This is a genomic window from Dyella sp. KRB-257, from assembly GCF_049445995.1.
Lineage (GTDB): Bacteria > Pseudomonadota > Gammaproteobacteria > Xanthomonadales > Rhodanobacteraceae > Dyella_A.
Genome location: NZ_JBMSDZ010000004.1, coordinates 54196 through 80286, shown reverse-complemented (window position 1 = coordinate 80286; position 26091 = coordinate 54196). Strand labels below are relative to the sequence as shown.

The window sequence follows — 26091 nt, the reverse complement described above, 5'->3', positions numbered from 1 at the left end:
GGCTCCGACCACCGCTACAACTTGTACGGACCCATCAGGTCCGGATCGATGTCCGGCTGCGGCGGGGACGGCGGCGGCGTGTCGCCGCGGGCACCGGCCTGCTTGAGCTGGAACACGTAGGCCAGGATCTGCGCCACCGCGACATACAGCGACGCGGGGATTTCCCGACCCAGCTCGGTCGTTGCATACAAGGCGCGTGCCAACGGCGGCGACTCGACCAGGGGGATGCGATGGCCGGCCGCCACGGTGCGGATCTGCTGGGCCATCACGTCCACGCCCTTGGCGATCACGCGCGGCGCGCCGAAGCGGTTTTCGTCGTACTTCAGCGCCACCGCGAAGTGGGTGGGATTGGTCACCACCACGTCGGCGCTGGGCAGGTCCTGCATCATGCGGCGGCGCGCCAGCTGGTGCTGCACCTGGCGGATGCGGCCCTTGAGCTCGGGGTTGCCTTCGGTTTCCTTGGCCTCGTCCTTGTGCTCCTGTTTGGTCATGCGCTGTTTCTTGTTGTGATCGAACTTCTGGTACAGCGCGTCCACGCCGCCGATCAGTCCCAGCATGCAGCCGAAGGTGAGCGCGGCGCGGCCGAGCAGGCTGATCGAATCGGCGATGCCGAACGCGACGGATCCACGACCGGTCGTCAATAATTCGCCTTGCCAGTGACGTAAAAGCAGCACCAGCGCAAAACCGATCAGCACCAGCTTGAGCAGTGCCTTGCCCAGCTCCACCAGGCCGCGCATGGCGAAGATCTTGCCGAAGCCGGCGATCGGGTCGAGCCGCTCGAACTTCGGCTGCAGCGCCTGCGCACTGAAGTTGAGCCCACCCAGCAGGATCGGCGCCGCCAATGTGGCCAGCACGGTGGCGATCGCCACCGGCGCGAACAGCGCCATCGCCTCGCTCATCGCCATGTGCAGGGCGCGGCCGGGCAATGCCTCGGAAAACAGCGCCTCGCGGCTGTAGCCCAGGCCCAGCCCGTAGATGGTGCGCACGTGCGCCATTGCCGCCGACGCGCTGGACATCAGCGCCGCGACGCCGGCCAGCACCACCAGTGCGCCGGAGAGGTCGCGCGATCGCGGAACGTCGCCTTTCTCGCGCGCTTCCCTGAGGCGTTTTTCGGAAGGTTGTTCGGTGCGGTCCTCGGCGCTGCTCTCCTCGCTCATGGCGCGCCTCGCGTGCCGGCGAGCTCATGCATCAGCGACCAGGCGCTGTCGGTGAGCGATTGGAACGCACCGGGCAGGCTGCGCAGCGACAGCCACAGCACCACGATGCCCAACGACACGGTGATCGGAAAGCCCACCGCGAACAGGTTCATCGACGGCGCCGCGCGGCTGATCGCGGCAAAGCCGATGTTTACCACCAGCAGCGAGGTCACCGCCGGCAGCGCCACGCGCACGGCGCCGGAAAACAGCTGCGCGCCGAACAGCACGATCGCGTGCATGCCGTTGGCACCGATCACGCCGCCGCCCGGCGGCAGCGTGCGGAAGCTCTCGGCCAGCAAGGCCACCAGCTGCAGGTGGCCGTTCATCGCCAGGAAAATCAGCGTGACCAGCACCAGGTACAGCTGGCTGAGCACCGGCGTGCTGCCGCCGCCCTCGGGATTTACCACCTCGGAAAAGCCCAGGCTCATGCTCTGCGACACCAACTGGCCACCGAACGCCACCGCCTCGAACACCAGCCTGAGCACGAAGCCGATCGCCGCGCCGATCAGCACCTGGCCGACCATGGTGGCCACGCCCTGCGCGCTCACCGGATCGACCGTGGTCGGCGACAGCGGCGCCAGCACGACCGTGAGCAGCATGACGATCGCCACCCGGATGCGTGCCGGGATGGTGGTGTTGCCGAACACCGGCGCCACCATCACCAGCCCGCCCACGCGCCCCATCGCCCACAGCAGCGAACCGACCCAGGCCTGCAACTGGGCCAGGTCCACCTCGATCATTTGATCGCCCCCGGCAGGCCGATGATCAGGTCGTGCGTGAAGCGCACCAGCGTGCGCAGCATCCACGGCCCGGTGACCAGCGCCACCGCGGCCATGGCGATCAGCTTGGGGATGAAGCTGAGCGTCATCTCGTTGATCTGCGTGGCCGCCTGGATCACGCCGATCAGCAGGCCCACCGCCAGCGCGGTGAGCAGCAGCGGCGCGGCGACCAGCATGGCGATGTACAGCGCGTGCTGGCCGAATTCGATGACGGATTCGGGAGTCATGGCAGTGCATCCACGGTCGCGATGCCCCCGTAGGAGCCCACCCTGTGGGCGACCGCCTTGGCTACGCACCCACTGTCGCCCACAGGGTGGGCTCCTACAGGGCATCGATGGCGTGCGGGGGTCATGTGTAGAAGCTCCCCGCCAGCGTGCCGATCAGCAGCGTCCAGCCGTCGACCAGCACGAACAGCATGATCTTGAACGGCAGCGAGATGATCATCGGCGAGACCATCATCATGCCCATCGACATCAGCACGCTGGCCACCACCAGATCGATGATCAGGAACGGGATGAACAGCAGGAAACCCATCTGGAACGCGGTCTTGAGCTCCGAGGTGACGAACGCCGGCATCGCCACGCGCAGCGGCACGTCGGCCTTGCTGGCGTAGGGCGGCTCCTTGGCGAGCTGGGTGAACATCTGCAGGTCCGCATCGCGGGTCTGGTCGAGCATGAAACGCTTGAACGGGGCGGTGGCCGCAGGCAGCGCCTGCTCGGCAGTCAGTTTGCCGTCCATGTACGGCTTCACGCCGTCGGCATACGCGTGATTGAGCACCGGCGACATCACGAACAGGGTGAGGAACAGTGCCAGCCCCAGCAGCACCTGGTTCGGCGGCGTGGACTGCGTGCCCAACGCCTGGCGCAGGAAACCGAGCACGATGATGATGCGGGTGAACGAGGTCATCAGCAGCAGCGCCGCCGGCAGCAGCGTGAGCACGGTCATCAGTGCCAGCACCTGCAGCGACAGCGTCCAGCTCTGGCCGCCGCCCGGCGCGCTCTTCACCGTGAGCACGGGAATGCCCGCACCGGAGCTGGGCAGCGAGGCGGGCATGCCGATCGCCGGCGCGGCGGCCGGCACAGTGGCGGACTGCGGCACCGCGGCGGCGATCAGCGGCAGCAGCGCGCACGCCAGCGCCAGCGCGAGGCGGGCGGCGAAACGGGACAGGCGGCTCATGGCGTGCGCTTCCAGCGGGCCAGCAGCTCGGCGAAGCCGGGCGCGGGGGCAGCCGGCGGCGCGCTGTCGTCGGAGGATGCGATGTCGCCATCGTAGACGTGCAGCGTGCGCAGGCCGCCGGGGCCGGCGCCCACCAGCAGGCGCTTGCCGTTGGCTTCCAGCAGCAGCACGCGATCGCGCGCGCCCACCGCCAGCGTCTCCACGCAGCGGATGCGGCGCCCACCCGGCGCGGTGCGGCCGGCCAGCCGGCGGCTGAGCCAGCCGGCGGCGAAGATCAGCGCGATGATGCCGGCCAGGCTCAGCACCACGCGCAGCAGTTCGGCAGCGGCGTCGATCTCGGGCGCAGCGGTCGCGGCGGCCTGGGCGGCGGGCGCGAGCAAGGCGAGCACGGTCGACACGCTCAGCGCAGCTTGCGCACGCGCTCGGCGGGGCTGATCACGTCGGTCAGGCGGATGCCGAACTTCTCGTTGATCACCACCACCTCGCCGTGGGCGACCAGCGTGCCGTTGACGAACACGTCCAGCGGTTCGCCGGCGGCGCGGTCCAGCTCCACCACCGAGCCCTGGTTGAGCTGCAGCAGGTTGCGGATGCTGATGCGGGTGCGGCCGACCTCCATCGCCAGCGTGACCGGCACGTCGAGGATCATGTCCAGGTTGACGTCCTGGCCGTCGAGGTTGTCCTGCGGGGCGCGCTCGGCGGCGGCCTGCGCGGCTTCGGATGTGCTGCTCATGACGGGATCTGCTCCATGGAAAAATCGCTGTGCAGGCGCACCTCGCGGCGACCCGCCTGGGCTTGGAATCGCACGGCCTTGTGGCCGTTGGCCTGGCCGTAGCGGCCGCGGAAGATCGGTACGTCCTCGGCGAACACGGTGGCGAACTCGGGCAGTTGCACCGGGATCACGTCGCCGGGACGCAGTTGCAGGAAGTCGCCGATGCTGATCTCGGCTTCCAGCAGCAGCGTGCTCAGGCCCACCTCGGCGTCGAGGATTTCCTCGTGCAGGGTTTCGCTCCAGCGGTCGTCGCGATCCACGCGGTCGCTCTGCACGCCGGCGTCGAGCAGGCTGCGGATCGGCTCGACCATGGCGTACGGCAGGGTCAGGTGGATCTCGCCGCCACCGCCGTCCAGCTCCACGTGGAAGCGCGACACCACCACCGTCTCGGTGGGGCTGACGATGTTGGCGAACTGCGGGTTGATCTCGGAGTTGAGGTACTCGAACTCCAGCGGCAGCACCGGCGCCCACGCCTCGACCATGGCGGCGAACAGCTCCACCAGCATGATCTGGATCACCCGGTTCTCGGTGGCGGTGAAGTCGCGGCCCTCGATGCGCGCGTGATAACGGCCGTCGCCGCCGAAGAAGTTGTCGATCACGGTGAACACCAGCCGCGGCTCCAGCACCACCAGCGCGGTGCCGCGCAGCGGCTTGATGCGTACCAGGTTGAGGTTGCTGGGCACCGCCAGACCATGCACGTACTCGGCGAACTTGACCATGCGCACGCCCAGCACCGAGACCTCGCAGGTCTTGCGCAGCACGCTGAATACGCCGGTGCGGAAGTAACGCGCGAAGCGGTCGTTGACCATCTCCAGCGTCGGCAGGCGGCCGCGCACGATGCGGTCCTGCTGGGTGAAGTCGTACTGGACGACGGCATCGGGATCGAGCGGCTCGTCGCCGCCGGTCTCGACCGCGCCGCCCTCGACGCCGTCCAGCAGCGCGTCGATCTCGTCCTGGGAAAGCAGGTCGCTCATCGCCGTTCTCCTTCAGATCACTGCATCACGAAGCTGGTGAAATACAGCGCGTCGATGCCGGGCTTGCCGGTGCGCGCGGCGATGATCTTCTGCACCGCGGCCAGCGCCTGCGCCTGCAGCTTCTGCTTGCCGGCGGCGTCGATCAGGTTTTCGTAGTTCTGTCCGCTGAACAGCATCAGCAGCTCGTTGCGGATCACCGGCTGCGCCTCCCTGGCGGCGTCCAGCGCGCCCTGCTCGTGGCTCATCAGGCTCACGCCCACCTGCAGGTAGCGCACCGCCTGGTCGTCGCGGAAATTCACCACGAAGGCCGGATCGAGCGGCAGGTAGAGCTCGGGCCGGTGCTCCGGCGCGGCCACGGCGGCCTTGCCGCCCGCCGCGTGGCGCGAGCCCAGCATGGCGTAGAGCCCGGCGCCGCCGCCCAGCAGCACGATCACGGCGATGATCGCGATCAGCCGGCCGCGCTTGGGCCTGGGCGGGGCGACGGCAATCGGATCCTGTTCTTCGGCGTTTTCCATGGAACCCTCGATCAGTGTGCAGGCGTGAACCGCCCCCGCCATTGCGGAGTGGACTGATGGGTCGATAGCAAGCGCCATGCCACGACCGGCAAAGCCTGCGCGGACGCGGCCCGACGGCGGTGGCGGCAGTTTCTTGACGCGTGGCGGAAGCGCCGCGCGTCGATTTCGCGGCAGGGGCAGGAACCCGGCGACGGGCAGTCGTGCGGACCACCGGAGCGGGTGGCGGGGTGTTGATCGCGCAGGGAGTCGGGGCCCCCGCTCTCGTCATGAGGTGCGAGCCGCTGTAGGAGCGCACCCTGTGCGCGAATGCTTTTGCTCCTGATCGGCATCAAAGCCAAAAGCATTCGCGCACAGGGTGCGCTCCTACGGGCGCTGGGCCGATCAGGACGCCGGCGGCAGGATCAGCATGGCGTCGCCGTAGGAGAAGAACCGGTAGCGCCGGGCGATCGCGTGGCGGTAGGCGTCGAGCATGAACTCGCGCCCGGCCAGCGCCGATACCAGCATCAGCAGCGTCGACTGCGGCAAGTGGAAGTTGGTCACCAGGCCGTCGATGCTGGTGAAGCGGTAGCCGGGGAAGATGAAGATCTGCGTCTCGCCGGCAAACGGGCGCAGCACGCCGTCCACGGTGGCGCTCTCCAGCGCGCGCACCACGGTGGTGCCCACCGCGATCACCCGGCCGCCGGCGGCGCGGGTGTGGCGGATCTGCTCCACCAGGTGCGCACCGACGTTGAGCCACTCGCGGTGCATGTGGTGGTCGGCGATGTTGTCCGCGCGCACCGGCTGGAAGGTGCCGGCGCCCACGTGCAACGTGACGTAGCCGAACTGCACGCCCATCGCGCGCAGGCGCTCGAGCAGCGGCTCGTCGAAGTGCAGGCCGGCGGTGGGCGCGGCCACCGCGCCGGGTTCGCGCGCGTAGACGGTCTGGTAGCGCTCCAGGTCGCTGGCCTCGCTGCCGCGCTCGATGTACGGCGGCAGCGGCATCTCGCCCAGCTTGTGCAGCAGCTTTTCCAGCGGCTCGTGCGACTCGAAGCGCAGGCGGAAGAACGCGTCCTCACGCCCCAGCACCACCGCGTGGCTGCCGTCGGCCAGCTCGATCCGCCCGCCTTCCTTCGGCTTCTTGCTCACGCCCAGCTGCACCACCGCCTCGTGCGCGCCGGTGACGCGCTCGATCAGGATCTCCACCGCGCCGCCGGTGTCCTTGCGCCCGTACAGCCGCGCCGGCAGCACGCGGGTGTCGTTGAACACCAGCAGGTCGCCCGGGCGCAGGAAGTCCGGCAGCTCGCGGAACATGCGGTCGTCGAGCGTGCACGCGGTCGCGTCCAGATGCAGCAGCCGGCTGGCCGAACGCTCCGGCAGCGGCACCTGGGCGATCAGCTCATTGGGGAGGTCGAAGTCGAAGTCGGTCTTCTTCAAGGGCGGGCCCGGCAAGCGCCCGCGGCTACGGGCAGGCGCGCATTATCCCGCAGCACGCCGTGCGGGACACGAGGGACGCACGTCGCGGGGAATGGGGGCATGGCCCAGCCTCGATTCGCCGCAGACCTGTAGGAGCGCACCCTGTGCGCGAATGCTTTTGCTTTGATGCCGATCAGGAGCAAAAGCCTTCGCGCACAGGGTGCGCTCCTACACGAGGCGGTTACACGAGGCGGTTACACGAGGCGGTTACACGAGGCGATTACAGGATGCGGTTAGAGCCAGCCTTTCTGCCGGGCCAGCCGATACGCCTCGATGCGGTTGGCCACGCCGAGCTTGCCGATCGCCTCGGACAGGTAGTTGCGCACCGTGCCGTGCGACAGGTTGAGCTGGGTGGCGATGTCGCTGGCGCTCTGCCCTTCGCCGGCCAGGCGCAGCACCTGGCGTTCGCGGTCGTTGAGCGGATCGGCCTCGGACCACGCATCCAGCGCCAGCTGCGGATCGATCGAGCGGCCGCCGCGATGGACCATGCGCAGCGCCTCGGCCAGGTTCTCCGCCGGCGCATCCTTGAGCAGGTAGCCGGAGACGCCCGCCTCCAGCGCACGGCGCAGAAAGCCGGGACGCGCGAAGGTGGTGACGATGATCACCTTGATCGGCAGCGCCTGCCGCTGGATGCGCTGGGCCAGCTCCAGCCCGGTGAGGCCGGGCATCTCGATGTCGGTGACCAGCACGTCGGGCTTCAGGCGCTGGATCTCGCGCCAGGCCGCCTCGCCGTCGGCCGCGCTGCCCAGCACCTCGATGTCGCTCTCCAGGTTGAGCAGCGCCGAGAGCGCGCCGCGCACCATCGCCTGGTCCTCGGCCAGCAGCACGCGGATCATGCGGCGCTCCCGATCGGTTGCGGGCGCGCGTCACGACCGACCGCCGCCGGCATGGGCGCAGCCACCGGCACGGCGATGGTGATCGTGGTGCCCTTGCGCGGCGGCGAATCGATGGCGAGCGTGCCGCCCAGCGCACGCACGCGTTCGCGCATGCCGCTGACGCCGTTGCCGTGCGCGGCCAGTCCGCCGCATCCGTTGTCGCTGATCCGCATCCTGAGTTCGCCCTGCTCGCTGGAAATGTCGATGCGCGCCTCGGTGGCGCGCGCATGCCGGTGGATATTGGTGACCGCCTCGCGCAGCACCAGCGCCAGCGGCGCCTCGATGGCGTGCGGCAGGTCCAGCGACTCGCAGCCGTCGCAGGCGAACACGATGCCGGAGGCCTCCAGCATCAGCCGCGCCGAGAGCAGTTCGGCGGCCAGGTCGCTGCGGCGCATGCCGGTGACCGCGGCGCGCACCTCGGCCAGCGCATGACGCGCCACGCGCTCCACCTCTTCCATTTCGCGCTGGGCCAGGCCCGGATCGCGCAGGGCCAGCTTGCGCGCCAGCTCGGACTTGAGCGCCACCAGCGACAGCGTGTGGCCGAGCAGGTCGTGCAGGTCGCGGCCGATGCGCTCGCGCTCGGCCAGCGTGGCGAGCCGGCGCACTTCCTCCTGCGACAGCCGCAGCTCGGCGTCGCGACGCACGCCGCGCATGTAGATGAGGTTGCTGAAGCCGCCGAACAGCGAGGCCAGCGGCACCACGAGCAGCAGGTTTTTCGGCGCGTGGATCAGCAGCACCACCGGCACGGCAAGCAACGACGCCACCGCCACGGTGCGCAGCCAGACCCGCCAGGACGGATGCAGCGCCAGGTTGATGCTGGCGATCATCAGGAAGATGTACGCAGCGCTGTTGAGCGGCCACAGCAGCAGGCCGATGGCGATCAGCCCGGCGGCGTTCGCCACCATCTGCCGCACCGGCATGATGTACATGCGGATGTAGAAAAACAGGTAGAGCACCAGCGAGAGCAGGGTCGGCCCCATCCAGTGCCAGCTGAAGCCTTTCTGCAGCGGCAGCATGATCACCGCGATGAACGAGAACCACTGCAGGCCGGCCTGCCAGCGCAGGTAGGTGGGCGAGCGCAGCTGGCCGAGCAGCGATTCCGGATGCGGCCGGAACAGCGCGTGGAAGCGCGCCTCCAGGCGGCCCGGCCGGCAATCGGTGCCGCTCACGCGGCGCTCCGGTCGGCATCGTCGCGCGGCGCGTCCGCACGCATGCCCTCGCGCAGCGCCGCGTGCGCCACCGGCATGGCCGATGGCACCGGCACGCGCACGCGCAGGCAGGTGCCGCGCCCGGCCGGCGACTCGATCCGCAGCACGCCGCCGATGCCGTCCACGCGCTCGCGCATGCCGGCCAGGCCGTTGCCTTCGAGCAGCAGGCCGCCGCGACCGTTGTCGCCGACCTGCAGCAGCACCTCGGCGCCCTCGGCCGACAAGGCGATCTTCGCCTCGGTGGCGCGGGCGTGGCGCACGATGTTGGTGGACGCCTCGCGGATCACCAGCGCCAGGCCGCGCTCGATGTGCTCGGGCAACTGCAGCGCCGGCAGCCGGTAATCCAGATGCACGCCCGAGGCGCCCAGCAGCAGGCGCGCCGAGGCAAGCTCCGCGGCCAGGTCGGTGGCACGAATGCCGGTGACCGCCGCGCGCACCTCGGCCAGCGCATGGCGCGCCACGCTTTCGGCCTCGCTCATCTCGCGCCGGGCCGCCTCGCCATCGCGGTCGAACAGCTTGCGCGACAGCTCCAGCTTCAGCGTGATCAGCGACAGCGTGTGACCGAGCAGGTCATGCAGGTCGCGGCCGATCCGCTCGCGCTCGGCAGTGGCGGCGAGGCGGCGCACCTCGTCATGGGAGAGCTTCAGCGCGGCATCCTTCTCCTGCGCCAGGTGCTCCACGTTGACGATGACGCTGATGATCAGCGTGGTCGCCGGGATGTAGACCATCATCTGCCACGGGTAGCCGACCAGCCACACCGCCGCCACGAAGGCCAGGTTGAGACCGAGCAGGCAAAGCAGCGAGAGGCTGAAGCGCATGTTGCACGGGCGCAGCATCACGCAGGCATAGACGAAGTAGCTGATCCCGCTGGGATAGCGCGCCAGCATCACCAGGCACAGCGCCGCCATGCCCAGCGGATAGCGGTAGGCGGTGCGCCGCGGCGACAGCAGGGTCATCGTGTACAGCACAAGGAACACCGGGTACGAGACCACGGTGAAGTACAACCAGGTCAGCGTGTAACCGCCGCCGAACAGCGGCGTCACGAAGATCCAGGCCGACCACAGCAGGTGGATCGCGTCGCTGTACGGCACCTTGTCGCGACGGATGTTCTCGGCTACGACCGAGTCCGGCGCCGGCTGCATCCAACGGGGACAGCTCAGAAAGCTCATGCACGAATCCCGACCGTTCCGTCCGACCGACCTGGGCCAGCCATCAGCCTAACCGCCGCAGCCGCCGCGTCGCCAACGCGAGGAACACCACCGCGAACGCCGCCAGGGCCAGCACGTGGCCGAGCAGCGGACCGGAACCCAGGCCGACCGCCGCCAGGGTGAGCTGGTTGAGGTGGTAGCTGGGCCACAGCGGCGCCAGCGACTGCAGGAACTTCGGCAGCATCGACAGCGGCAGCCACAGGCCCGACAGGAACGCCATCGGCAGATAGACCAGGTTGAGCAGGCCCGGCGCGCCCTGCCCCTTGATCAGCGTGCCGACGAACATGCCCAGCGCGCAGAACGGCAGCACGCCGAACGCGCCGGCGGCCAGCATAGCGAGAATGCGCAGCGGGGTCAGGCTCACGCCTCCCAGCGTGAGTCCGAGCGTGAGCAGCAGCACCACCACCAGGCCGGCCACGATCATGGCCATCACCATCTTGCCCAAGAGGTAGGCACCGGGCGGCATCGGCAGCGCACGCTTGAGGGTCAGCAGGCCGCCATCGCGTTCGATCGCCAGCGACACGCCAAAGCCGAACAGGCCCGGCCCGATCACCCCGAACGTGGTGTAGCTGGCCAGCAGGTAGCGCGAGGCGTCGGAGCCGGGATGGTTCAGCAGCGCGCCGAACATCAGGTAGAACACGGTGGAGAACAGCGTCACCGGCAGGATGAACGAGGGCGCCCGCAGGTAACGCAGGCATTCGCTGCGGATCTCGGCGAGGTAGGCGCCGAGCACGCGGCGCGGCGGCATCGGCAAAGCGGCGGCAACGGTGTTCATCAGGCAGCTTCCTGGGTGACGGTGTCGGTGCGGGTGAGTGCGCTGAACGCCTCGGCCAGGCCGGCGCGGCGCACCTCGAGTTCGGACAGCGCGCTGTCGGCGTCGAGCAGGCGGCGCAGCACCGGCTCGGCGGCAGCAGTGGTGACGATCAGTCGATCGCCTTCGCGGGACGCCCCGGCCACGCCGTTCCAGCGGGCGATGGCCGTCTCGTCCAGATCGCTGATGCAACGGATGCGGGTAAGCGCCACACGGGCACGCAGGTCGTCGACGCTGCCCTCGGTAAGCACGCGGCCGCGGTCGATCACCACCACGCGCTGGGCCAGCGCCTCGGCCTCTTCCAGGTAGTGCGTGGTGAGCACCACGGCGCATCCCTGCGCCACCACCGTGCGCATCGTGGCCCATAGCCGTTCGCGCGCGTCGATATCCATGCCGACGGTGGGCTCGTCCAGAAACAGCAGCTCGGGTCGACCGCACAGCGCCAGGGCAAACTGCACCCGGCGCTGCTGCCCGCCGGAAAGCTTGCCGTAGGGCCGCTTCAGCAGGTCGGCCAGGCCCGCCAGGGCAGCGCTTTCGTCCAGCGGCCGCGGATCGGGATAGTAGCTGGCGGTCAGGCGCAGCAGCTCGGCCACGGTGAGCGTGGCCGGCAACACTGCCGACTGCAGCATCACCCCGATGCGCCGGCGCGCCTCGACCCGCTGCGGGTCGGCACCGAACAGCGTGGCCTGGCCGGCCTGCGGCCGCACCAGGCCGAGCAGGGTGGCCACGCTGGTGCTCTTGCCGGCACCGTTGGGGCCGAGCAGGGCCAGCAGTTCGCCGGGACGCACGGCCAGGTCGAGCCGGTCCAGTGCGGTAACCGCGCCGTAGCGCAGGGTGACGCCGGCAAGCGCGGCGACGGGGGTGTCCAGGGTATTCATGCAGGTCTCCTCGGCATGGCGCAACCGTAAGCGGCACAAGGGTTTGCGGCCACTCGCGGGCATCACGTATCGCGCCTGACAGGCGTCATGCGGGGTACCGGGAAACCCGCCCGCGCGGTATCCTCGACGGATGCGTGAAGCCCGCCGGCCCTTGTGCGGCGGTGCATCAGACGGCCCGAAGGGCCTGCGGGAAAGCGCTCCGGGTGCGGTGCGGCGTTCCCGCCCATATCACCAATCCGCCGGCCTGCTTTGCGTTGGGAGCGAGGCGCCGACGGAGGTTGAGGAGGAGCGTTATGCACGTCATTGAACAGCTGCGCGAACTGCGCGAATTCGGCGGCCAGCCGCGGACCACCGGCCTGGACGACGCCAGCATCGAGCGCATGGCGGCGATCGATCCGATGCTCGGGCAGGCGGTGGCCGAGGCGGTGGCGCGCCATCGCGAGCTGCGCGCGGAGCTGGCCGACTTCCTGAAGCTCGACGAGAGCGAACAGCTCGATCGCGCGCAGGCCGGCTACGTCAACTTTTACCCGGACGACGCGATCAACCCCTACCTGCCGGCTGCCGCGCGCGGCCCGTGGGTGGTGACGCTGAAGGGCGCGGTGGTCCACGACAACGGCGGCTACGGCATGCTGGGCTTCGGCCACAACGAGCCGGCGATCCTCGAAGCGCTGGCCCGTCCGCAGGTGATGGCCAACGTGATGACGCCGAGCGTCGCCCAGCTGCGCATGAACGAGGCGCTGCGCCGCGAGATCGGCCATCGCCGCGGCGGCTTCCCGTTCGCCCGCTTCCTGTGCCTGAACTCCGGCTCCGAGGCCGTGGGCCTGGCCTGCCGCATCGCCGACGTCAACGCCAGGGCGATGACCGACGCCGGCGGCCGTCACGAGGGCCGCGCGATCAAGCGCCTGGCGGTCAAGGGTGCCTTCCACGGCCGCACCGACAAGCCGGCGCTGTACTCGGATTCGTCGCGCAAGACCTACAGCCAGTACCTGGCCAGCTACCGCCACGAGGACAGCCTGATCACCGTCGCCCCGTACGACGTCGAACAGCTCAAGGCCGCCTTCGACGAAGCCGACCGGCAGGGCTGGCACATCGAGGCGATGTTCCTGGAGCCGGTGATGGGCGAAGGCGACCCCGGTCGCGCGGTGACGCCGGAGTTCTACGCCGCCGCGCGCGAGCTGACCAAGGCGCACGGCACGCTGCTGCTGGTGGACTCGATCCAGGCCGGCCTGCGCGCCCACGGCGTGCTGTCGATCGTCGACTACCCCGGCTTCGAGAAGCTCGAAGCGCCGGACATGGAGACCTACTCCAAGGCGCTCAACGCCGGCCAGTACCCGATGTCGGTGCTCGCCGTGAACGAGCGCACCGCCGCGCTGTACCGCAAGGGCATCTACGGCAACACCATGACCGCCAACCCGCGCGCGCTGGACGTGGCCTGCGCCACGATGGAACTGCTCACCGATGCGGTGCGCGAGAACATCCGCGAGCGCGGCAGGGAATTCGTGACCAAGCTCAACGCGCTGAAGGACGAGCTCGGCGGCCTGATCACCAAGGTGCAGGGCACCGGCCTGCTGTTCTCCTGCGAACTGGCCCCGCAGTACAAGTGCTACGGCGCCGGCTCCACCGAGGAGTACATGCGCGAGCGCGGCATCGGCGTGATCCACGGCGGCGTCAACTCGCTGCGCTTCACCCCGCACTTCAACGTGACCAGCGCCGAGGTCGACCTGATCGTGGCCCACGTGAAGAGCGCGCTGCTGCACGGTCCCAGGCGCGCGCAGGCCGAGGCCGCGTAAACCACCGGGCTGCTCGGCAAGCCGCAACACGAAGGGCGCGTCCTCACCGGCGCGCCCTTCGTCTATTCGGGAATCGGCAGCGGCGCCGGATCGGCCAACCGGCGCCGCAGCCGCACCGGCGCCGACTCGGGCAGGAACGACACCGCCAGCAGGCCCACCAGCACGCTGCCGATCATGTACCACGCCGGCGCCAGCGCATTGCCGCTAAGCCGCGTGAGCCACGCCACCGCGAACTGGGTGGAGCCGCCGAACACCGAGATGGCCAGCGCGTAGACCATCGCCAGCGCGCCGGAGCGCACGTGCGCCGGCAGCGACTCGGTCACCGCCACCAGCACGGTGCCGGTGGACAGCGTGGAGGCCACCGTCAGCACGATGGTCGCTCCGTACAGCACCGCGCCGCTGCGCTCACGGTCGAGCAGCCAGAACGCGGGCAGGATCGCCAGCAGCAGCGCCAGCCACGGTACCAGCATCACCGGCTTGCGGCCGAGGCGGTCGGACAGCCAGCCGCTCAGCGGATCGCACACCAGCCCGCACAGGCCGATCAGCGCGGTGGCGCCCAGCGCCACGCGTTCGGGCAGACCCAGCGTGGCATTGGCGTAGGTGGTCATGTATTCGAGCACGTAGTTGCTGGTGGTCGCCGCGGCCAGCATCGCCAGGCCGAGCAGGCCCACCCGCAGGTAGCCCGACCCAGCCGCTGGTTGCGGAGGCCGGCGCGGCTCGAAGGTCTCCACCAGGGTGCGGCGCAGCACCAGCCCGAACGGCACGATCACCGCGCCCAGGCCCAGCGCCACGCGCCAGCCCCAGACGTCGAGCTGGGCCGGCGTCAACGCATGCGCCAGCGCCACCCCGACCAGCCCGGCGGCCAGCACCGCCGCATCCGCGCTCATCGCCTGCAGCGAGATGTACAGGCCGCGGCGATGCGGCGGCGCGGCTTCCATCAGGAACGCCGTGCTCGGCCCCACCTCGCCGCCCAGCGCGAAGCCCTGCAGCAGCCGGAACAGCACCACCAGCACCGGCGCCGCCACGCCGATGGCCGCGTACGACGGCACCAGCGGCAGGCCGATCACCGCCACGCCGATCAGGCCGAAGGACAGCAGCATCGCCGGCTTGCGCCCGCGCCGGTCGCCCATGCGGCCGATCACCCACGCGCCCAGCGGCCGGGTCAGGAAGCCGGCGCCGAAAGTGGCCAGCGAGGCCAGCAGGCTGGCGCCCGGTTCGTCGGATGGGAAGAACGTGCGGCCGATCTGCGTGGCGAAGAACGCGTAGGTGACGAAGTCGTAGAACTCGATGGCGTTGCCCACCGCCACCGCCGCGACCTGGCGCCTGCGCAGCGGGCGGGCGTCCACGGCGTGCGCCGCATCCTTGGTCATGTACTCCCCCCCTTCGACCGCACGGCGGCCGGTACCGGGCAAGCATCGGCGATGCACCGGCCGCTGGCAACGCGGGTCGACCGGCACGCCACGGGTGCGCTTACCGGCCCCGGGCCGATAAGCTTGGCGGCCACCGCGACACGCGTCGCTCCCCGCCAGGCCGCCAGCGCATGCCGATCGTCGAAGTCCGCCACCCGCTCATCCAGCACAAGCTCGGCCTGATGCGCCGCGCCGGCATCAGCACCAAGGATTTCCGCGAGCTGGCCTCGGAAGTCGCCGCGCTGCTGACCTACGAGGCAACCAAGGACCTGGAGACGATCGAGCAGGCGATCGACGGCTGGGCCGGCCCGCTCACCGTGCAGCAGATCAAGGGCAAGAAGATCACCATCGTGCCGATCCTGCGTGCCGGCCTGGGCATGCTGCCCGGCGTGCTCGACCTGATCCCGGCCGCCAAGGTCAGCGTGGTCGGCCTGCAGCGCGACGAGGAGACGCTCAAGCCGGTGACCTACTACGAGAAGCTCACCGGCCGCATGGACGAGCGCATCGCGCTGATCGTCGATCCGATGCTGGCCACCGCCGGCACCCTGCTGGCCACCGTGGACATGCTCAAGGCGGCCGGTTGCCGGCGCATCAAGGGGCTGTTCCTGGTCGCCGCGCCGGAGGGGCTCAAGCGCATCGAGGCGGCGCATCCGGATGTGGATATCTACACCGCCGCGATCGACCAGCGGCTCAACGAGCACGGCTACATCCTGCCCGGCCTCGGCGATGCCGGCGACAAGATCTTCGGCACCAAGCAACTGCCCGGCGCGGGCTGAGCGCACGGGGGTTTCATCCCACCCCGACATCACGCAAAGTAATGCGATGTCGACACGGGTCGACATCGCCGACAGAGCAGCTCCGGGGGGAGCGTTCGCAGAACTGTCGCAAAAGCTTGCTAGCGTGCGGCGTGCCACGGATCCAGCAGGGATCCCGCCAGAGGGGAGTGACTTTTCATGCAGAGAATCAACATGCGGCGCGCCGTGCTGGCGACGCTGACCGGCGTGGCATTGTCGTTTTCGGCCTACGCCAGCGACCTTGAAATCAACCAGTTCCGCGTCCGCGGGCCGGCCGGCGGCAACGACGAATTCGTCGAGCTGATCAACGCCGGCTCCACCACGCTGGACATATCGGGCTACCGGCTCAACGGCTCCAACGCCAGCGGCACCACCGGCACGCGACTGACGCTGCCGGCCGGCACCAGCATCGCGCCGGGCTGCCACCTGCTGCTGACCAACAAGTCCAGCGGCGGCTACTCCGGCAGCGTGGCGGGCGACCTCACCTACAGCACCGGCATCACCGATACCGGCGGCCTGGCGATCCTCGACAGCGCCGGCACGATCGTCGACCAGGTCGGCCTGAGCTCCGGCTCGGCCTACCAGGAAGGCACGCCGCTGGCCTCGCTGGGCAGCAGCAACGCCGACCAGTCCTACGTGCGCAGCACGAACGCCGCCGGGCTGCCCGACGACAGCGGCGACAACAGCGCCGACTTCGTGCTGCTCAGCCCCAGCGCCCCCAGCAACAGCGCCAGCCCGTGCGTGGCGATGGGGGCCAGCGTGTCGATCGCCGATGCCAGCGCCACCGTGCGCGGCGCGACCGACGTGGCGATGCCGTTCACCGTCACGCTGTCCCAGCCGGCACCGGCCGGCAGCGGCATCACGGTGCACGTGGCCACCGCCGACGACACCGCCTCGGCCAGCGCCGGCGACTACGACGCGCTCGACACCGACCTCACCGTCGCCCCGGGCCAGAGCAGCACCAGCTTCAACGTCACCGTGCACGGCAGCACCGTCGGCAAGACCGACCGCGCCTTCCACGTGACCCTGAGCAACCCCTCGGGCGGCTACACGCTGGCGCGCGACAGCGCGATCGGCGCGATCCTGTACGACATTCCGGTCGACGCCGAGATCTGGCAGATCCAGGGCCGCGAGCAGACCTCGCCGCTGCTGGGCAAGACCGTGCTCACCCACGGCAACATCGTCACCGCGGTGGGTCCGGCCGGCTTCACCATGCAGACGCCGGACCGCCGCGCCGACGCCGATCCGCTGACCTCCAACGGCGTCTACGTGTTCACCGGCAGCGCGCCCACCGTCGCCATCGGTGACGTGGTGGACGTGGATGCGGTGGTGGACAACTACTACCACCTGACCGAACTGAAGAACCCGGTGGTCAACGTCGTCTCGCACGACGCGGAACTGCCGAAAGCGGTCAGGTTCGACGCCAGCACGCCCTCCTCCGACCCGCAGCACCTCTCGTGCGGCGCCACCAACTTCCAGTGCTTCATCAGCATGCGGGTGAAGGTGTCCCACGGCATGATCAACACCGGCAACAAGCGCTTCAGCGGCGAGCCGTTCGCGGAAGTCAGCATCACCGCCAGCGGCCTGCGCTCGCTGCGCGAGCCGGGCGTGGTCTACGGCGTGCCGGTGCCCGACAGCGTGAGCCTGCCCAACTGGGACGGCAACCCCGAGGTGTTCAAGATGAACACCGCCGATTTCGGCGCGGTGCCGCTGAATACCCCGTTCAATGCCGGCTCGACGTTCGAGGCCGAGGGCGTGATCTCCTACGACTTCGGCGCGTACACGCTGATCCCGACGAAGTTCAAGCTGAAGCATGCGGTGGAGCTGCCACGCGCGGTGGACAAGGCGCCGCCGGTGGCCTTGAGCGTGGGCGCGCTCAACACCGAGCGCTTCTGCGACACCACGTTCGACACCACCTATACCTGCAGCGGCGGCAGCACGGAGCCGACCGCCGCCGAGGTGCAACTCAAGACGCAGCGGCTCGCCGCGTACATCGGCTCGGTGCTGCGCCTGCCCGACGTGGTCTCGCTGGAGGAAGTGAAGAACCTTGCCCTGCTTCAGGGCCTGGCCAAGCAGCTCGGCGACGACTACCACGCCAGCTACGACGCCTACCTGATGGAAGGCCACGACCCCAGCGGCATCGACGTCGGCTTCCTGGTGCGCACCGATCGGGTGAAGGTGCTGTCGGTACGCCAGCTGGCAGCCGACGAAACCTGGGACGACAACGGCCAGACCGCGTACATCCACGACCACCCGCCGCTGCTGCTGACCGCCCAGGCCGGCCTGATGCGGTTCCAGGTGATCGCGGTGCACACCAAGGCGCGCCAGAACGTGGACAAGACCGGCAGCTCCGCCGACCGCGACCGCGCCAAGCGCTTCGAGCAGGCCAGGTCGATCGCCCGCCAGGTGCAGGCGCTGCAGCAGGCCTCGCCGCTGACCCCGCTGATGGTGGTGGGCGACTTCAACGCGTACCAGTTCAGCGACGGCTTCGTCGACATGGTCGGGCTGATCTGCGGCCGCTACCGGGACAGCGAGAACCTGCTCAAGCTCGGTGGCCCGAACATCGTGCATCCGGCACTGTGGAACGCCGTCGATTCGGTGCCGTACAACGACCGCTACTCGTTCCAGTTCACGCAGAACTTCGGCGAGATCCAGGGTTACACCAGGGCCGGCTCGGGCAACTCCGGCCGCTCGGTACCGACCTTCCAGGTACTCGACCACGCCCTGCTGAACTGGCCGGCGCGCCTGCGCTTCATGCGCATGCAGTACGGCCGCGGCAACCTCGATGCGCCGGCGCAGACGCTGGACGATGCCGCCTCGGCCACCGATGCGACCAAGGCGATCGGCGCCTCCGACCATGATGGGTTCGTGGTGGAGCTGCTCGATCCGTCGATCGTGATCGGCCACGGCCACCGCGTGCACTGATCTTGTCGCAAGCCGTAAAGGCAAAGGCCACGCCCGGCGACGGGCGTGGCCTTTTTCGTGGGGAGAACGGACGTGACGGAGAACGGGCCGCCGGGTTCAGAGGGTGTTGACAAAATAATCAGCTTGCGAGTCTGGTAGCAAGGATACGCGCCTCGACCAGCCAAACCCAAGCCACCGGTGCCCATGACGAACGGTCGTGGTGCGCCATCAGGCGGCGGGCGCGCTCGTTCCACGCATGGGTACGCTCGACCACCCAGCGTCCTGCACGCTGGCCGCGGTGACGGTCACCGCCAGCAGCAAGCCCAGCGTGTCCACCACGAGGTGGCGCTTGCGCCCTTTGACCTTCTTGCGGATACCCGCTTTTCGCAGGGTCGTTCGCACGGTCGCCGCGCAGACATGCGTTCCGGTGCGTCGCGCCAGTTCGCGAGTCACCTCGTCCAGGGGCGAGTGCGGATGCTCGCGCACGATGGCACGCAAGGCCTTCACATGATCTTCGTTCAACGCCGGCTTGCGCCCGCGCTTTACGTCACCGCGCTTCTTTTGCTCCATGAGAACCGTCCGCTCGTGAGATCTACGGCAGATTCTACAGATTTGTTTATTTTGTCGACACGCTCTCAGTCCGTGCAGCAGCGGCCGCCGGGGGGGGTGCCGGCGAGACAATCTGTTCCACCCGCCGCGCTGGAACCCACATCGATCTTCGGCCAGACTTTCGCCATGACGTCGCGCCTTCCCGCATGGATCGCCCTCGCCGCCCTTGCGCTCGGTGCCGCCGCTCCGGTCCGCGCCGGCAGCGAGAGCTACCGCTTCGACACCGTGCACAGCCAGGTGCTCTTCAACATCACCCACGACGGCTACTCGCGGCCGTGGGGCCGCCTCCACATCGCCAGGGGCTGGCTGCGCTTCGATCCGGAGCACTGGGAGAACTCGGCCACCGCGCTGGACATCGACCTCGACAGCCTGGACATGGGCGACGCCGACTGGACCAAGGCGGTGCTCAAGCCGTCCCTGCTCGATGCCGCCGGCCACCGCTACGCGCACTTCGCCAGCACCTCGGTGGAACGCACCGACGCCAGCCACGGCGTGATCCACGGCCAGCTCACTCTGCGCGGCGTGACGAAGGCCGTGGACGTGCCGTTCCAGTTCAACCGGCTCGCCCGCACCATCTTCGGCCTGCACACCGTCGCCGGCTTCTCCGCCACCGCCGCGCTGGACCGGCGCGACTTCGGCATCACCGCCTTCGCCAACTCCATCGGCGACCAGGTGCTGGTGCGGCTGGAGATCGAGGCGATCCGCGACGACGGCGCCGCCCCCGGCGCTTCCTCCACCTCGCAGGACAAGCCATGAGCCTTCGCAGCACCGACCGCCAGTGGGGCAGCGTCGCCAAGTTCTTCCACTGGATCATGGCGCTGGCGATCCTGGTCAACGGCGTGTGGGGTCTGCTGATGACCGGCATGACGCCGTCGATGAGCAAGATCAGCGTGTACGCCTGGCACAAGTCGATCGGCCTCACCGTGCTGGCGCTGTTCGCGCTGCGCCTTGTCTGGCGCGCGTTCGACCGCCGCCCCAGGGACGAGCCCGGCCCGCGCTGGCAGCAGCTCGCGGCGCACGCCGTGCACGGCGTGCTGTACCTGATGATCGCGGCGCTGCCGCTCACCGGCTGGTGGTTCAATTCGCTGCGCGGCTTTCCGCTGCAGTACTTCAAGCTGTTCAACCTGCCGGCCATCGCCGCCAGGAACGAGGAGCTGGCCAAGGTCGCGCACGAGGTGCACGAGCTCTTGTTCTGGGCGCTGCTGCTGGTGCTGGTGGCGCATGTCGGCGCCGCGCTCAAGCACCACGTGTTCGACCACGACAACGTGCTGCGCCGGATGCTGCCGTTCGGCCGGCCGCGCGACTGAGAACCCAAGGAACCTTCCCATGAAACGTCTCGCCCTGATCGCCCTCGCACTGACCCTGCCGGGCCTGGTCGCCGCTACCGACTACACCGTGCAGCCCACCGGCAGCACGCTCGCCTTCCACGGCTACTTCCAGGGCTCCGGCTTCGACGGCCACTTCGAGAAGTTCGATGCCGCCATCGCCTACGACGCCGCGCACCTCGACGCGTCGAAGTTCGACGTCACGGTAGACCTCGCCAGCGCCAGGACCGGCGACAGCGACCGCGACAGCGCCCTGCCCGGCAGCGATTTCTTCGATGTCGCCAAGTTTCCCAAGGCGCACTTCGTCACCACCGCGTTCCACCAGGACGGCGGCAAGGTGATCGCCGACGGCAACCTCACCCTGCACGGCGTGACCAGGCCGGTCAGCCTCACCGTCGACTTCGAACCCAACGGCAACCACGCCACCCTCGACGTGAAGGGCACGGTGAAGCGGCTGGACTTCGGCGTGGGCGGCGGGGATTACGCCGACACCTCGGTGATCGCCGACGAGGTGATCGTGGCCGCGCATCTGAACCTCCGCCAGGTCCTTGCTCATGCCGGCACCGTCGACGGGATCGCGCAGCAGGAGCTTCAGCGCCTTGATGCTGCCCGGGTACCGCGCGTTCGGCGGTGAACGCAGCCGCGCTCAGCGCCAGCGCCAGCAGCGTGGCGTAGATCATCCAGGCGATCATTCCGGCTTCTCCTTGTCCGCGTGGTCGGCCAGCAGTTGACGCATGCGGGCGAGCTGGTCGGCGCCGAGCTTCTGCTCGGAGACCAGGTGCGAGAACAACAGCTCGGTGGAACCCTTGAACAGTTTGTCGGTGAGGTGCTGCACGGCGTTCTTGCGCGCCGCCTGCTGTTTGACGGTGGCGAAGAAGCGATGGCCGCGACCGGCTTCCTCGTGACCGACGTAGTCCTTGGCCTCCAGCGTGCGCAGCACGGTCAGCACGGTGGTGTAGGCCAGCGGATCGGCGAGGTGTTCGCGTACCTCGGCCACGGTCGATGCGCCGCGCTCCCACAGCGCCTGCATCACGTCGGCCTCGCGGTCGGTGAGAGAGATCTTCATGACGTCCACCCACCCTCGTCTACTAGAGTTGTAGTAGATACTAGGTCAGTCATCGGAGTTGTCAACTATAGTTTTAGTAGAAGCCTCGGTCGCGCCCCATCAGGGCGTCTGGCCCGGCGAAATCCCCACGGCCCGGCCCGCCGCCGGGCTATGCTCTGGCAGCCCTCCCATCCTGCCGCCCGACATGCCTCCCGCATCGCCCCTTTCACTCGCCATCCGCAGCTACGGCCGGGACGGAGCGGTGGACACGCACGCGTTCGCGCAGCTGGTGCTGCCGCTGGGCGGATCGATGGAGGTGGACCTGGAAGGCCACGGCGCGTGGCTGGACCGGACGCGGGCGGCGTTCGTCGCGCCGACGGCGCGGCATGCACAGTCCAGCGGCAGCGCGAACCAGTTCCTGGTGGTCGACGTGGGCGCCGAGGCAATGGAAGGGCGAGTGCTCGAACGGCTCGCCGCGCGACGCTTCCTGCCGATTGGACCGGCGGCCGCGCAACTGATCGACTACATGGCGGCCAGCCTCGACGACGATGGCGTGCCGCAGCGTGCCGCGCTGTGGCTGCCGCTGCTGCTGGATGCGGTCGAACGCGCCACGCCGGGACCGGCATCCCGGCTGGCGGCCCTGCTGGCGACGCTGGCAACCCAGCCGGAACGCGACTGGACCGCCGCCGACATGGCTGCCCGCGTGGGCCTGAGTGTGAGCCGGCTGCATGCGGTGTTCCGCGAAGAACTCGGCAGCACGCCGCAAGCCTGGCTGTCCGAGCGCCGGATGGAGCGGGCACGTCAGTGGCTGATCGACTCGCGACTGCCGCTGGCCGAGATCGCACTGGGCTGCGGGTACGCGGATCAGAGTGCGTTCACCCGCGCTTTCGCCCGCGTCGTCGGGCTACCGCCCGCGGCCTACCGACGGCGGGCGCAGGCGTCCCGGCAAGGTATCCGCGAGTCCTGAACAAGACCGGGCGCCGACCGCGCGCCATGCTGCCCGCCATGAATCGCCTGCCGCTCTCCACCTCCTCGCGTACCACCGCCGGCATCCTCTACGGGATGGGCGCGGGCGCGATCTGGGGCCTGGTGTTCCTCACACCGGCGCTGCTGCACGGATTCTCGCCACTGCAACTGAGCACCGGGCGCTACACATGCTACGGCGTGCTCGCGCTGGCGCTGCTGGCCCCGCGCTGGCGCGTGGTCACCGCGGCGCTCGGGCGGCGCGAATGGCTGGGGCTGGCCGGGCTGGGGCTGGTCGGCAATATCGTGTATTTCGTGCTGTTGTCCAGCGCGGTACAGCTCGGCGGCATCGCGATCACCTCGCTGGTGGTTGGCTTCCTGCCGGTGACGGTCACCGTGATCGGCAGCCGGGATCATGGCGCGGTGCCGCTGCGGCGCCTGCTGCCATCGATCGCGTTGTGCGTCGCCGGCGCGTTCTGCATCGGCTGGCAGGCGCTGCTGCCGAGCGGCTATGCGACGGGGGTCCGCGCCCTGCTGGGCCTGCTGTGCGCAGTTGGCGCGCTCGCCGCGTGGACCTGGTACGCGGTATCGAACAGCCGCTGGCTGGCGCGCCTGCACGACGTGTCTGCGCACGACTGGAGCCTGCTCACCGGCGTGGTGACCGGCGCGCTCGCGCTGGCTCTGGTGCCGTTCGCCCTGCTCGGCGACACGGCGCAGCACGCTTCCGCCGACTGGCTGCGCTTCGGCGGCGTGTCGGCGGCGCTGGCCCTGCTCGCCTCGATTACCGGCAACGCAATGTGGAACCGCATGAGCCGGCTGCTGCCGCTCACCCTGGTCGGGCAGATGATCCTGTTCGAGACGCTGTTCGCACTGGTCTACGGCTTCGCCTGGGAGCAGCGCCTGCCAACCCCGCTCGAAACGCTGGCTTTCGTGCTGCTGGTCGGTGGCGTGGCCACCTGCGTGCTGGCGCATGGCGAGGCGGCGGATCCGGTCGGCACGGAGCGATGAGCCTAGGCCATCGGCAAGCTGAGAAAGCCGCGCACCGCCGCCGCATCGAACGGCCAATCCAGCTCCCGCCCGTCGCGCACATCGCGCAGCACCGGCACCCGCGTGCCGTAGCGCGCTTCCAGTTCGGCGCTGTCGTCCACCCACTCGCTGTCGAAATCCGGCGCGCGCGCCTCGGCCATCACGGCGAGGGCGGCGTCGCACAGGTGGCAGTAGTCGCGCTGGTAGAGGATCAGGTGGCTCATCGACACACGCGGGCGTACGGACGCCGGGCCGGCGGGAGCGCCTAGAATAGCGGGCCTCCTCCACTCCCCCGCAGTGTATCCATGGCCGTCAGCGTCTTCGACCTCTTCAAGATCGGCATCGGGCCGTCCTCATCGCACACGGTGGGGCCGATGCGCGCGGCGGCGCGCTTCTGCGAGCGCTGGCTGGACGAGAAGGGCGTGCTGGACCGGGTGACGCGCGTGCGCGCGGAGCTGTTCGGCTCGCTGGCGATGACCGGTCGCGGCCACGGCACCGACAAGGCGGTGCTGCTGGGCCTGGAAGGCGCGCATCCGGACACGGTGGACCCGGACGGCATTCCCGCCACGCTGGCGCGCATCCGCAAGGAGCACCGCATCGCCCTGCTCGGCCGCCACGCCATCGTGTTCGACGAGAAGGCCGACCTGGTGTTCAACAAGCGCCAGAAGCTGCCGTTCCACACCAATGGCATGCGCTTCTCGGCCTACGACGCGGCCGGCAACGAGCTGGCCACGCGCGACTACTACTCGGTGGGCGGCGGCTTCGTGGTGAACCACGACGAGGCGGCCGAAGACCGCATCGTGGCCGACACCACCGAGCAGCCGTACCCGTTCTCCAGCGGCGACGAGCTGCTGGCGCTGTGCGAGAAGCACGGCCTCACCATCGCGCAGTTGATGCTGGCCAACGAGAGCGTGTGGCGCCCCGAGGCGGAAACGCGCGCCGGCCTGCTCACCCTCTGGCAGGCGATGCAGGACTGCGTGGCCCGCGGCCTGCGCTCGCCCGGCGTGCTGCCGGGCGGGTTGAAGGTGGCGCGCCGCGCGCCGGCGATGGCGGCCGAGCTGCGCAACCAGCCCGAAGCCGCGCTGAAGGACCCGCTCACCATCCTCGATTGGGTCAACCTCTATGCGCTGGCGGTGAACGAGGAGAACGCCGCCGGCGGCCGCGTGGTGACCGCACCGACCAACGGCGCGGCCGGCATCGTGCCAGCGGTGCTGATGTACTTCAAGCACTTCTGCGCCCGCTTCGACGACCAGGGCGTGGTCGACTTCCTGCTCACCGCGGGCGCGATCGGCATCCTCTACAAGGAAAACGCCTCGATCTCCGGCGCCGAGGTGGGCTGCCAGGGCGAAGTGGGCGTGGCCTGCTCGATGGCCGCGGCCGGCCTCACCGCCGCGCTGGGCGGCAGCATCTGGCAGGTGGAAAACGCCGCCGAGATCGGCATGGAACACAACCTGGGCCTCACCTGCGACCCGATCGGCGGGCTGGTGCAGATCCCCTGCATCGAGCGCAACGCGATGGGTTCGGTCAAGGCGATCAACGCCAGCCGCATGGCGCTCAAGAGCGACGGCAAGCACCGCGTCTCGCTGGACAAGGTGATCGCCACCATGCGCGCCACCGGTCGCGACATGAAGGACAAGTACAAGGAAACCTCGCGCGGCGGCTTGGCGGTGAACGTGATCGAGTGCTGACAATCGGCTCCCCCTCCCCTCCGGAGAACCTCGAAAAACTCGAGATCAGGCTCGTCATCCCCGCGAAAGCGGGGATCCAGTGACTCCAACGCCCTGAAGAACAAAGACACTGGATTCCCGCTTTCGCGGGAATGACGAACAAAGAGCGGTTTTTCGAGGTTCCCTCCGGGGAGAGAGCCTGCCCTCGACTTGATCGGGAGTCGGGGTGAGGGGCGGGTGCTCGCGAAGCTCTGGCTGACGCAGGACCTAGCGCCTTTTCTCGCGCCACCCCTGCGCCAGCGCCTCAATCAGCTCCCGCACCAGCTTGCGTTGCGCCTCGGGCAACAACAGGAATTCCTCGAACGCCAGGCGGTCGTGCCCACGCACGTGATCCGGCCACGCCGCGTGCGTCTCGCGCACACCACGCGCTGGCGAGCCGTTCTCCAGTTCATGTACCGGAAGACCGACGATTTTCGCCAGCGCACGCATGTTGGCCCTTTTCGGTATGTGCTTGCCGGTCAACCAGCCCGAGACCGCCTGCGGCGTTACCGTGCCGCCGCCGTAACGCGGCAACAGCTTCTCCAGCACCGCCGGGCTCGCCTCGATATCGGCGGCTTTCAAGGCAGCCGTGAGGCGTTTGGCAAAAGCGGTCGGTTCGCTCGTCATGCGGGCGACCATAGGCGGCCGCCTGCGTCAGGCAGGAAACTTTTGCTTTCGC

Annotated in this window: 26 protein-coding genes and 2 pseudogenes; 9 read left to right on the top strand and 19 right to left on the bottom strand. The window is 69.2% G+C overall.

The features are described 5' to 3' along the window. Window positions 1–14: 14 nt before the first annotated feature. The 14 genes from flhB to ACO2Q2_RS04200 form a co-directional block, all read right to left on the bottom strand. On the bottom strand, window positions 15–1157 hold the full coding sequence (gene flhB, locus ACO2Q2_RS04265) for a flagellar biosynthesis protein FlhB (RefSeq protein WP_423254537.1): 1143 nt from the start codon (window positions 1155–1157) through the stop codon (window positions 15–17). After that, a complete protein-coding gene (gene fliR, locus ACO2Q2_RS04260) occupies window positions 1154–1936 on the bottom strand; it encodes a flagellar biosynthetic protein FliR (RefSeq protein ID WP_423254536.1) in 783 nt (260 codons plus the stop codon). Before fliR ends, flhB begins: the two co-directional genes overlap by 4 nt. Further along, window positions 1933–2202 (bottom strand): flagellar biosynthesis protein FliQ, encoded by a 270-nt coding sequence (gene fliQ / locus ACO2Q2_RS04255; RefSeq protein ID WP_423254535.1) that lies wholly within the window; start codon window positions 2200–2202, stop codon window positions 1933–1935. The genes fliR and fliQ overlap by 4 nt, the downstream gene beginning before the upstream one ends. 121 nt (window positions 2203–2323) lie before the next feature. Next, entirely contained in the window at window positions 2324–3151 is an 828-nt protein-coding gene (gene fliP, locus ACO2Q2_RS04250; RefSeq protein WP_423254534.1) for a flagellar type III secretion system pore protein FliP, read from the bottom strand. After that, window positions 3148–3549 carry a FliO/MopB family protein gene (locus ACO2Q2_RS04245; protein ID WP_423254533.1) on the bottom strand — a complete coding sequence of 134 codons (402 nt, stop codon included), beginning with the start codon at window positions 3547–3549 and terminating at the stop codon, window positions 3148–3150. Before ACO2Q2_RS04245 ends, fliP begins: the two co-directional genes overlap by 4 nt. A 2-nt stretch (window positions 3550–3551) precedes the next feature. Further along, window positions 3552–3881, bottom strand: a complete 330-nt coding sequence (fliN, locus tag ACO2Q2_RS04240; protein ID WP_423254531.1) for a flagellar motor switch protein FliN — start codon at window positions 3879–3881, stop codon at window positions 3552–3554. Then, on the bottom strand, window positions 3878–4894 hold the full coding sequence (gene fliM, locus ACO2Q2_RS04235) for a flagellar motor switch protein FliM (RefSeq protein ID WP_423254530.1): 1017 nt from the start codon (window positions 4892–4894) through the stop codon (window positions 3878–3880). The genes fliN and fliM overlap by 4 nt, the downstream gene beginning before the upstream one ends. Before the next feature lie 17 nt (window positions 4895–4911). Next, window positions 4912–5409: a flagellar basal body-associated FliL family protein gene (locus tag ACO2Q2_RS04230; protein ID WP_423254528.1), complete on the bottom strand. Its 498-nt coding sequence runs from the start codon at window positions 5407–5409 to the stop codon at window positions 4912–4914. 381 nt (window positions 5410–5790) lie between these two features. Continuing rightward, a complete protein-coding gene (queA, locus tag ACO2Q2_RS04225; RefSeq protein WP_423254527.1) occupies window positions 5791–6822 on the bottom strand; it encodes a tRNA preQ1(34) S-adenosylmethionine ribosyltransferase-isomerase QueA in 1032 nt (343 codons plus the stop codon). Between the two features lie 272 nt (window positions 6823–7094). Continuing rightward, window positions 7095–7697 carry a response regulator transcription factor gene (locus tag ACO2Q2_RS04220; RefSeq protein ID WP_423254526.1) on the bottom strand — a complete coding sequence of 201 codons (603 nt, stop codon included), beginning with the start codon at window positions 7695–7697 and terminating at the stop codon, window positions 7095–7097. Further along, a complete protein-coding gene (locus ACO2Q2_RS04215; protein ID WP_423254525.1) occupies window positions 7694–8905 on the bottom strand; it encodes a sensor histidine kinase in 1212 nt (403 codons plus the stop codon). Before ACO2Q2_RS04215 ends, ACO2Q2_RS04220 begins: the two co-directional genes overlap by 4 nt. Further along, window positions 8902–10113: a sensor histidine kinase gene (locus ACO2Q2_RS04210; RefSeq protein WP_423254523.1), complete on the bottom strand. Its 1212-nt coding sequence runs from the start codon at window positions 10111–10113 to the stop codon at window positions 8902–8904. Before ACO2Q2_RS04210 ends, ACO2Q2_RS04215 begins: the two co-directional genes overlap by 4 nt. Before the next feature lie 43 nt (window positions 10114–10156). Continuing rightward, window positions 10157–10927: an ABC transporter permease gene (locus tag ACO2Q2_RS04205; protein ID WP_423254522.1), complete on the bottom strand. Its 771-nt coding sequence runs from the start codon at window positions 10925–10927 to the stop codon at window positions 10157–10159. Beyond that, a complete protein-coding gene (locus ACO2Q2_RS04200; protein WP_423254521.1) occupies window positions 10927–11841 on the bottom strand; it encodes an ATP-binding cassette domain-containing protein in 915 nt (304 codons plus the stop codon). The genes ACO2Q2_RS04205 and ACO2Q2_RS04200 overlap by 1 nt, the downstream gene beginning before the upstream one ends. A 293-nt stretch (window positions 11842–12134) precedes the next feature. Here ACO2Q2_RS04200 and ACO2Q2_RS04195 point away from each other — a divergent pair, with 293 nt between their 5' ends. Continuing rightward, on the top strand, window positions 12135–13631 hold the full coding sequence (locus ACO2Q2_RS04195; RefSeq protein ID WP_423254520.1) for an aminotransferase class III-fold pyridoxal phosphate-dependent enzyme: 1497 nt from the start codon (window positions 12135–12137) through the stop codon (window positions 13629–13631). Between the two features lie 62 nt (window positions 13632–13693). Here the strand turns inward: ACO2Q2_RS04195 and ACO2Q2_RS04190 are convergent, their stop codons facing one another. Then, window positions 13694–15001 carry an MFS transporter gene (locus ACO2Q2_RS04190; protein ID WP_423254519.1) on the bottom strand — a complete coding sequence of 436 codons (1308 nt, stop codon included), beginning with the start codon at window positions 14999–15001 and terminating at the stop codon, window positions 13694–13696. A gap of 170 nt (window positions 15002–15171) precedes the next feature. Here ACO2Q2_RS04190 and upp point away from each other — a divergent pair, with 170 nt between their 5' ends. Both upp and ACO2Q2_RS04180 read left to right on the top strand, forming a co-directional pair. Next, complete coding sequence (upp, locus tag ACO2Q2_RS04185; protein WP_423254518.1) at window positions 15172–15816, top strand: uracil phosphoribosyltransferase; 645 nt, start codon at window positions 15172–15174, stop codon at window positions 15814–15816. Window positions 15817–15993: 177 nt separating this feature from the next. Then, window positions 15994–18759: a lamin tail domain-containing protein gene (locus ACO2Q2_RS04180; protein ID WP_423254517.1), complete on the top strand. Its 2766-nt coding sequence runs from the start codon at window positions 15994–15996 to the stop codon at window positions 18757–18759. A gap of 118 nt (window positions 18760–18877) precedes the next feature. On the opposite strand, the pseudogene ACO2Q2_RS04175 reads toward ACO2Q2_RS04180, so the two are convergent. Then, window positions 18878–19107 (bottom strand): annotated as a pseudogene (locus ACO2Q2_RS04175) (IS5/IS1182 family transposase); the annotation flags it as partial. A 366-nt stretch (window positions 19108–19473) separates the two neighbouring features. Here ACO2Q2_RS04175 and ACO2Q2_RS04170 point away from each other — a divergent pair. The 3 genes and pseudogenes from ACO2Q2_RS04170 to ACO2Q2_RS04160 form a co-directional block, all read left to right on the top strand. Then, the gene (locus ACO2Q2_RS04170; protein ID WP_423254516.1) at window positions 19474–20103 is read left to right on the top strand and encodes a YceI family protein; all 630 of its coding nucleotides are present in this window, start codon (window positions 19474–19476) and stop codon (window positions 20101–20103) included. After that, window positions 20100–20654, top strand: coding sequence for a cytochrome b (locus ACO2Q2_RS04165; protein WP_423254515.1), 555 nt, complete (start codon window positions 20100–20102; stop codon window positions 20652–20654). Before ACO2Q2_RS04170 ends, ACO2Q2_RS04165 begins: the two co-directional genes overlap by 4 nt. Before the next feature lie 19 nt (window positions 20655–20673). Beyond that, a pseudogene (locus ACO2Q2_RS04160) lies at window positions 20674–21210 on the top strand (YceI family protein); the annotation flags it as partial. 150 nt (window positions 21211–21360) lie between these two features. Here the strand turns inward: ACO2Q2_RS04160 and ACO2Q2_RS04155 are convergent. Continuing rightward, window positions 21361–21738 (bottom strand): BlaI/MecI/CopY family transcriptional regulator, encoded by a 378-nt coding sequence (locus ACO2Q2_RS04155; RefSeq protein ID WP_423254514.1) that lies wholly within the window; start codon window positions 21736–21738, stop codon window positions 21361–21363. A 241-nt stretch (window positions 21739–21979) separates the two neighbouring features. Between ACO2Q2_RS04155 and ACO2Q2_RS04150 the strand changes: the two genes are divergently transcribed. Both ACO2Q2_RS04150 and ACO2Q2_RS04145 read left to right on the top strand, forming a co-directional pair. Continuing rightward, on the top strand, window positions 21980–22684 hold the full coding sequence (locus ACO2Q2_RS04150) for an AraC family transcriptional regulator (RefSeq protein WP_423254513.1): 705 nt from the start codon (window positions 21980–21982) through the stop codon (window positions 22682–22684). A 38-nt stretch (window positions 22685–22722) separates the two neighbouring features. Then, window positions 22723–23688: a DMT family transporter gene (locus ACO2Q2_RS04145; RefSeq protein ID WP_423254512.1), complete on the top strand. Its 966-nt coding sequence runs from the start codon at window positions 22723–22725 to the stop codon at window positions 23686–23688. Between the two features lie 2 nt (window positions 23689–23690). On the opposite strand, the gene ACO2Q2_RS04140 is transcribed toward ACO2Q2_RS04145, so the two are convergent. Continuing rightward, window positions 23691–23930, bottom strand: a complete 240-nt coding sequence (locus ACO2Q2_RS04140) for a glutaredoxin family protein (RefSeq protein WP_423254511.1) — start codon at window positions 23928–23930, stop codon at window positions 23691–23693. An 81-nt stretch (window positions 23931–24011) separates the two neighbouring features. Here ACO2Q2_RS04140 and ACO2Q2_RS04135 point away from each other — a divergent pair, with 81 nt between their 5' ends. Beyond that, a complete protein-coding gene (locus ACO2Q2_RS04135; protein WP_423254510.1) occupies window positions 24012–25394 on the top strand; it encodes an L-serine ammonia-lyase in 1383 nt (460 codons plus the stop codon). Window positions 25395–25640: 246 nt separating this feature from the next. Here ACO2Q2_RS04135 and ACO2Q2_RS04130 read toward each other — a convergent pair whose 3' ends face one another. Then, a complete protein-coding gene (locus ACO2Q2_RS04130) occupies window positions 25641–26039 on the bottom strand; it encodes a hypothetical protein (RefSeq protein ID WP_423254509.1) in 399 nt (132 codons plus the stop codon). Window positions 26040–26091 lie beyond the last annotated feature (52 nt).

Coding starts and splice junctions, on each gene's coding strand:
- ACO2Q2_RS04145 (WP_423254512.1), top strand. CDS start 22,723: ATGAATCGCCTGCCGCTCTCCACCTCCTCGCGTACCACCGCCGGCATC.
- ACO2Q2_RS04165 (WP_423254515.1), top strand. CDS start 20,100: ATGAGCCTTCGCAGCACCGACCGCCAGTGGGGCAGCGTCGCCAAGTTC.
- ACO2Q2_RS04220 (WP_423254526.1), bottom strand. CDS start 7,697: ATGATCCGCGTGCTGCTGGCCGAGGACCAGGCGATGGTGCGCGGCGCG.
- ACO2Q2_RS04200 (WP_423254521.1), bottom strand. CDS start 11,841: ATGAATACCCTGGACACCCCCGTCGCCGCGCTTGCCGGCGTCACCCTG.
- ACO2Q2_RS04195 (WP_423254520.1), top strand. CDS start 12,135: ATGCACGTCATTGAACAGCTGCGCGAACTGCGCGAATTCGGCGGCCAG.
- ACO2Q2_RS04170 (WP_423254516.1), top strand. CDS start 19,474: ATGACGTCGCGCCTTCCCGCATGGATCGCCCTCGCCGCCCTTGCGCTC.
- ACO2Q2_RS04230 (WP_423254528.1), bottom strand. CDS start 5,409: ATGGAAAACGCCGAAGAACAGGATCCGATTGCCGTCGCCCCGCCCAGG.
- ACO2Q2_RS04135 (WP_423254510.1), top strand. CDS start 24,012: ATGGCCGTCAGCGTCTTCGACCTCTTCAAGATCGGCATCGGGCCGTCC.
- upp (WP_423254518.1), top strand. CDS start 15,172: ATGCCGATCGTCGAAGTCCGCCACCCGCTCATCCAGCACAAGCTCGGC.
- ACO2Q2_RS04190 (WP_423254519.1), bottom strand. CDS start 15,001: ATGACCAAGGATGCGGCGCACGCCGTGGACGCCCGCCCGCTGCGCAGG.
- ACO2Q2_RS04130 (WP_423254509.1), bottom strand. CDS start 26,039: ATGACGAGCGAACCGACCGCTTTTGCCAAACGCCTCACGGCTGCCTTG.
- fliP (WP_423254534.1), bottom strand. CDS start 3,151: ATGAGCCGCCTGTCCCGTTTCGCCGCCCGCCTCGCGCTGGCGCTGGCG.
- fliN (WP_423254531.1), bottom strand. CDS start 3,881: ATGAGCAGCACATCCGAAGCCGCGCAGGCCGCCGCCGAGCGCGCCCCG.
- fliQ (WP_423254535.1), bottom strand. CDS start 2,202: ATGACTCCCGAATCCGTCATCGAATTCGGCCAGCACGCGCTGTACATC.
- fliR (WP_423254536.1), bottom strand. CDS start 1,936: ATGATCGAGGTGGACCTGGCCCAGTTGCAGGCCTGGGTCGGTTCGCTG.
- flhB (WP_423254537.1), bottom strand. CDS start 1,157: ATGAGCGAGGAGAGCAGCGCCGAGGACCGCACCGAACAACCTTCCGAA.
- ACO2Q2_RS04140 (WP_423254511.1), bottom strand. CDS start 23,930: ATGAGCCACCTGATCCTCTACCAGCGCGACTACTGCCACCTGTGCGAC.
- ACO2Q2_RS04180 (WP_423254517.1), top strand. CDS start 15,994: ATGCAGAGAATCAACATGCGGCGCGCCGTGCTGGCGACGCTGACCGGC.
- ACO2Q2_RS04205 (WP_423254522.1), bottom strand. CDS start 10,927: ATGAACACCGTTGCCGCCGCTTTGCCGATGCCGCCGCGCCGCGTGCTC.
- ACO2Q2_RS04155 (WP_423254514.1), bottom strand. CDS start 21,738: ATGAAGATCTCTCTCACCGACCGCGAGGCCGACGTGATGCAGGCGCTG.
- fliM (WP_423254530.1), bottom strand. CDS start 4,894: ATGAGCGACCTGCTTTCCCAGGACGAGATCGACGCGCTGCTGGACGGC.
- ACO2Q2_RS04210 (WP_423254523.1), bottom strand. CDS start 10,113: ATGAGCTTTCTGAGCTGTCCCCGTTGGATGCAGCCGGCGCCGGACTCG.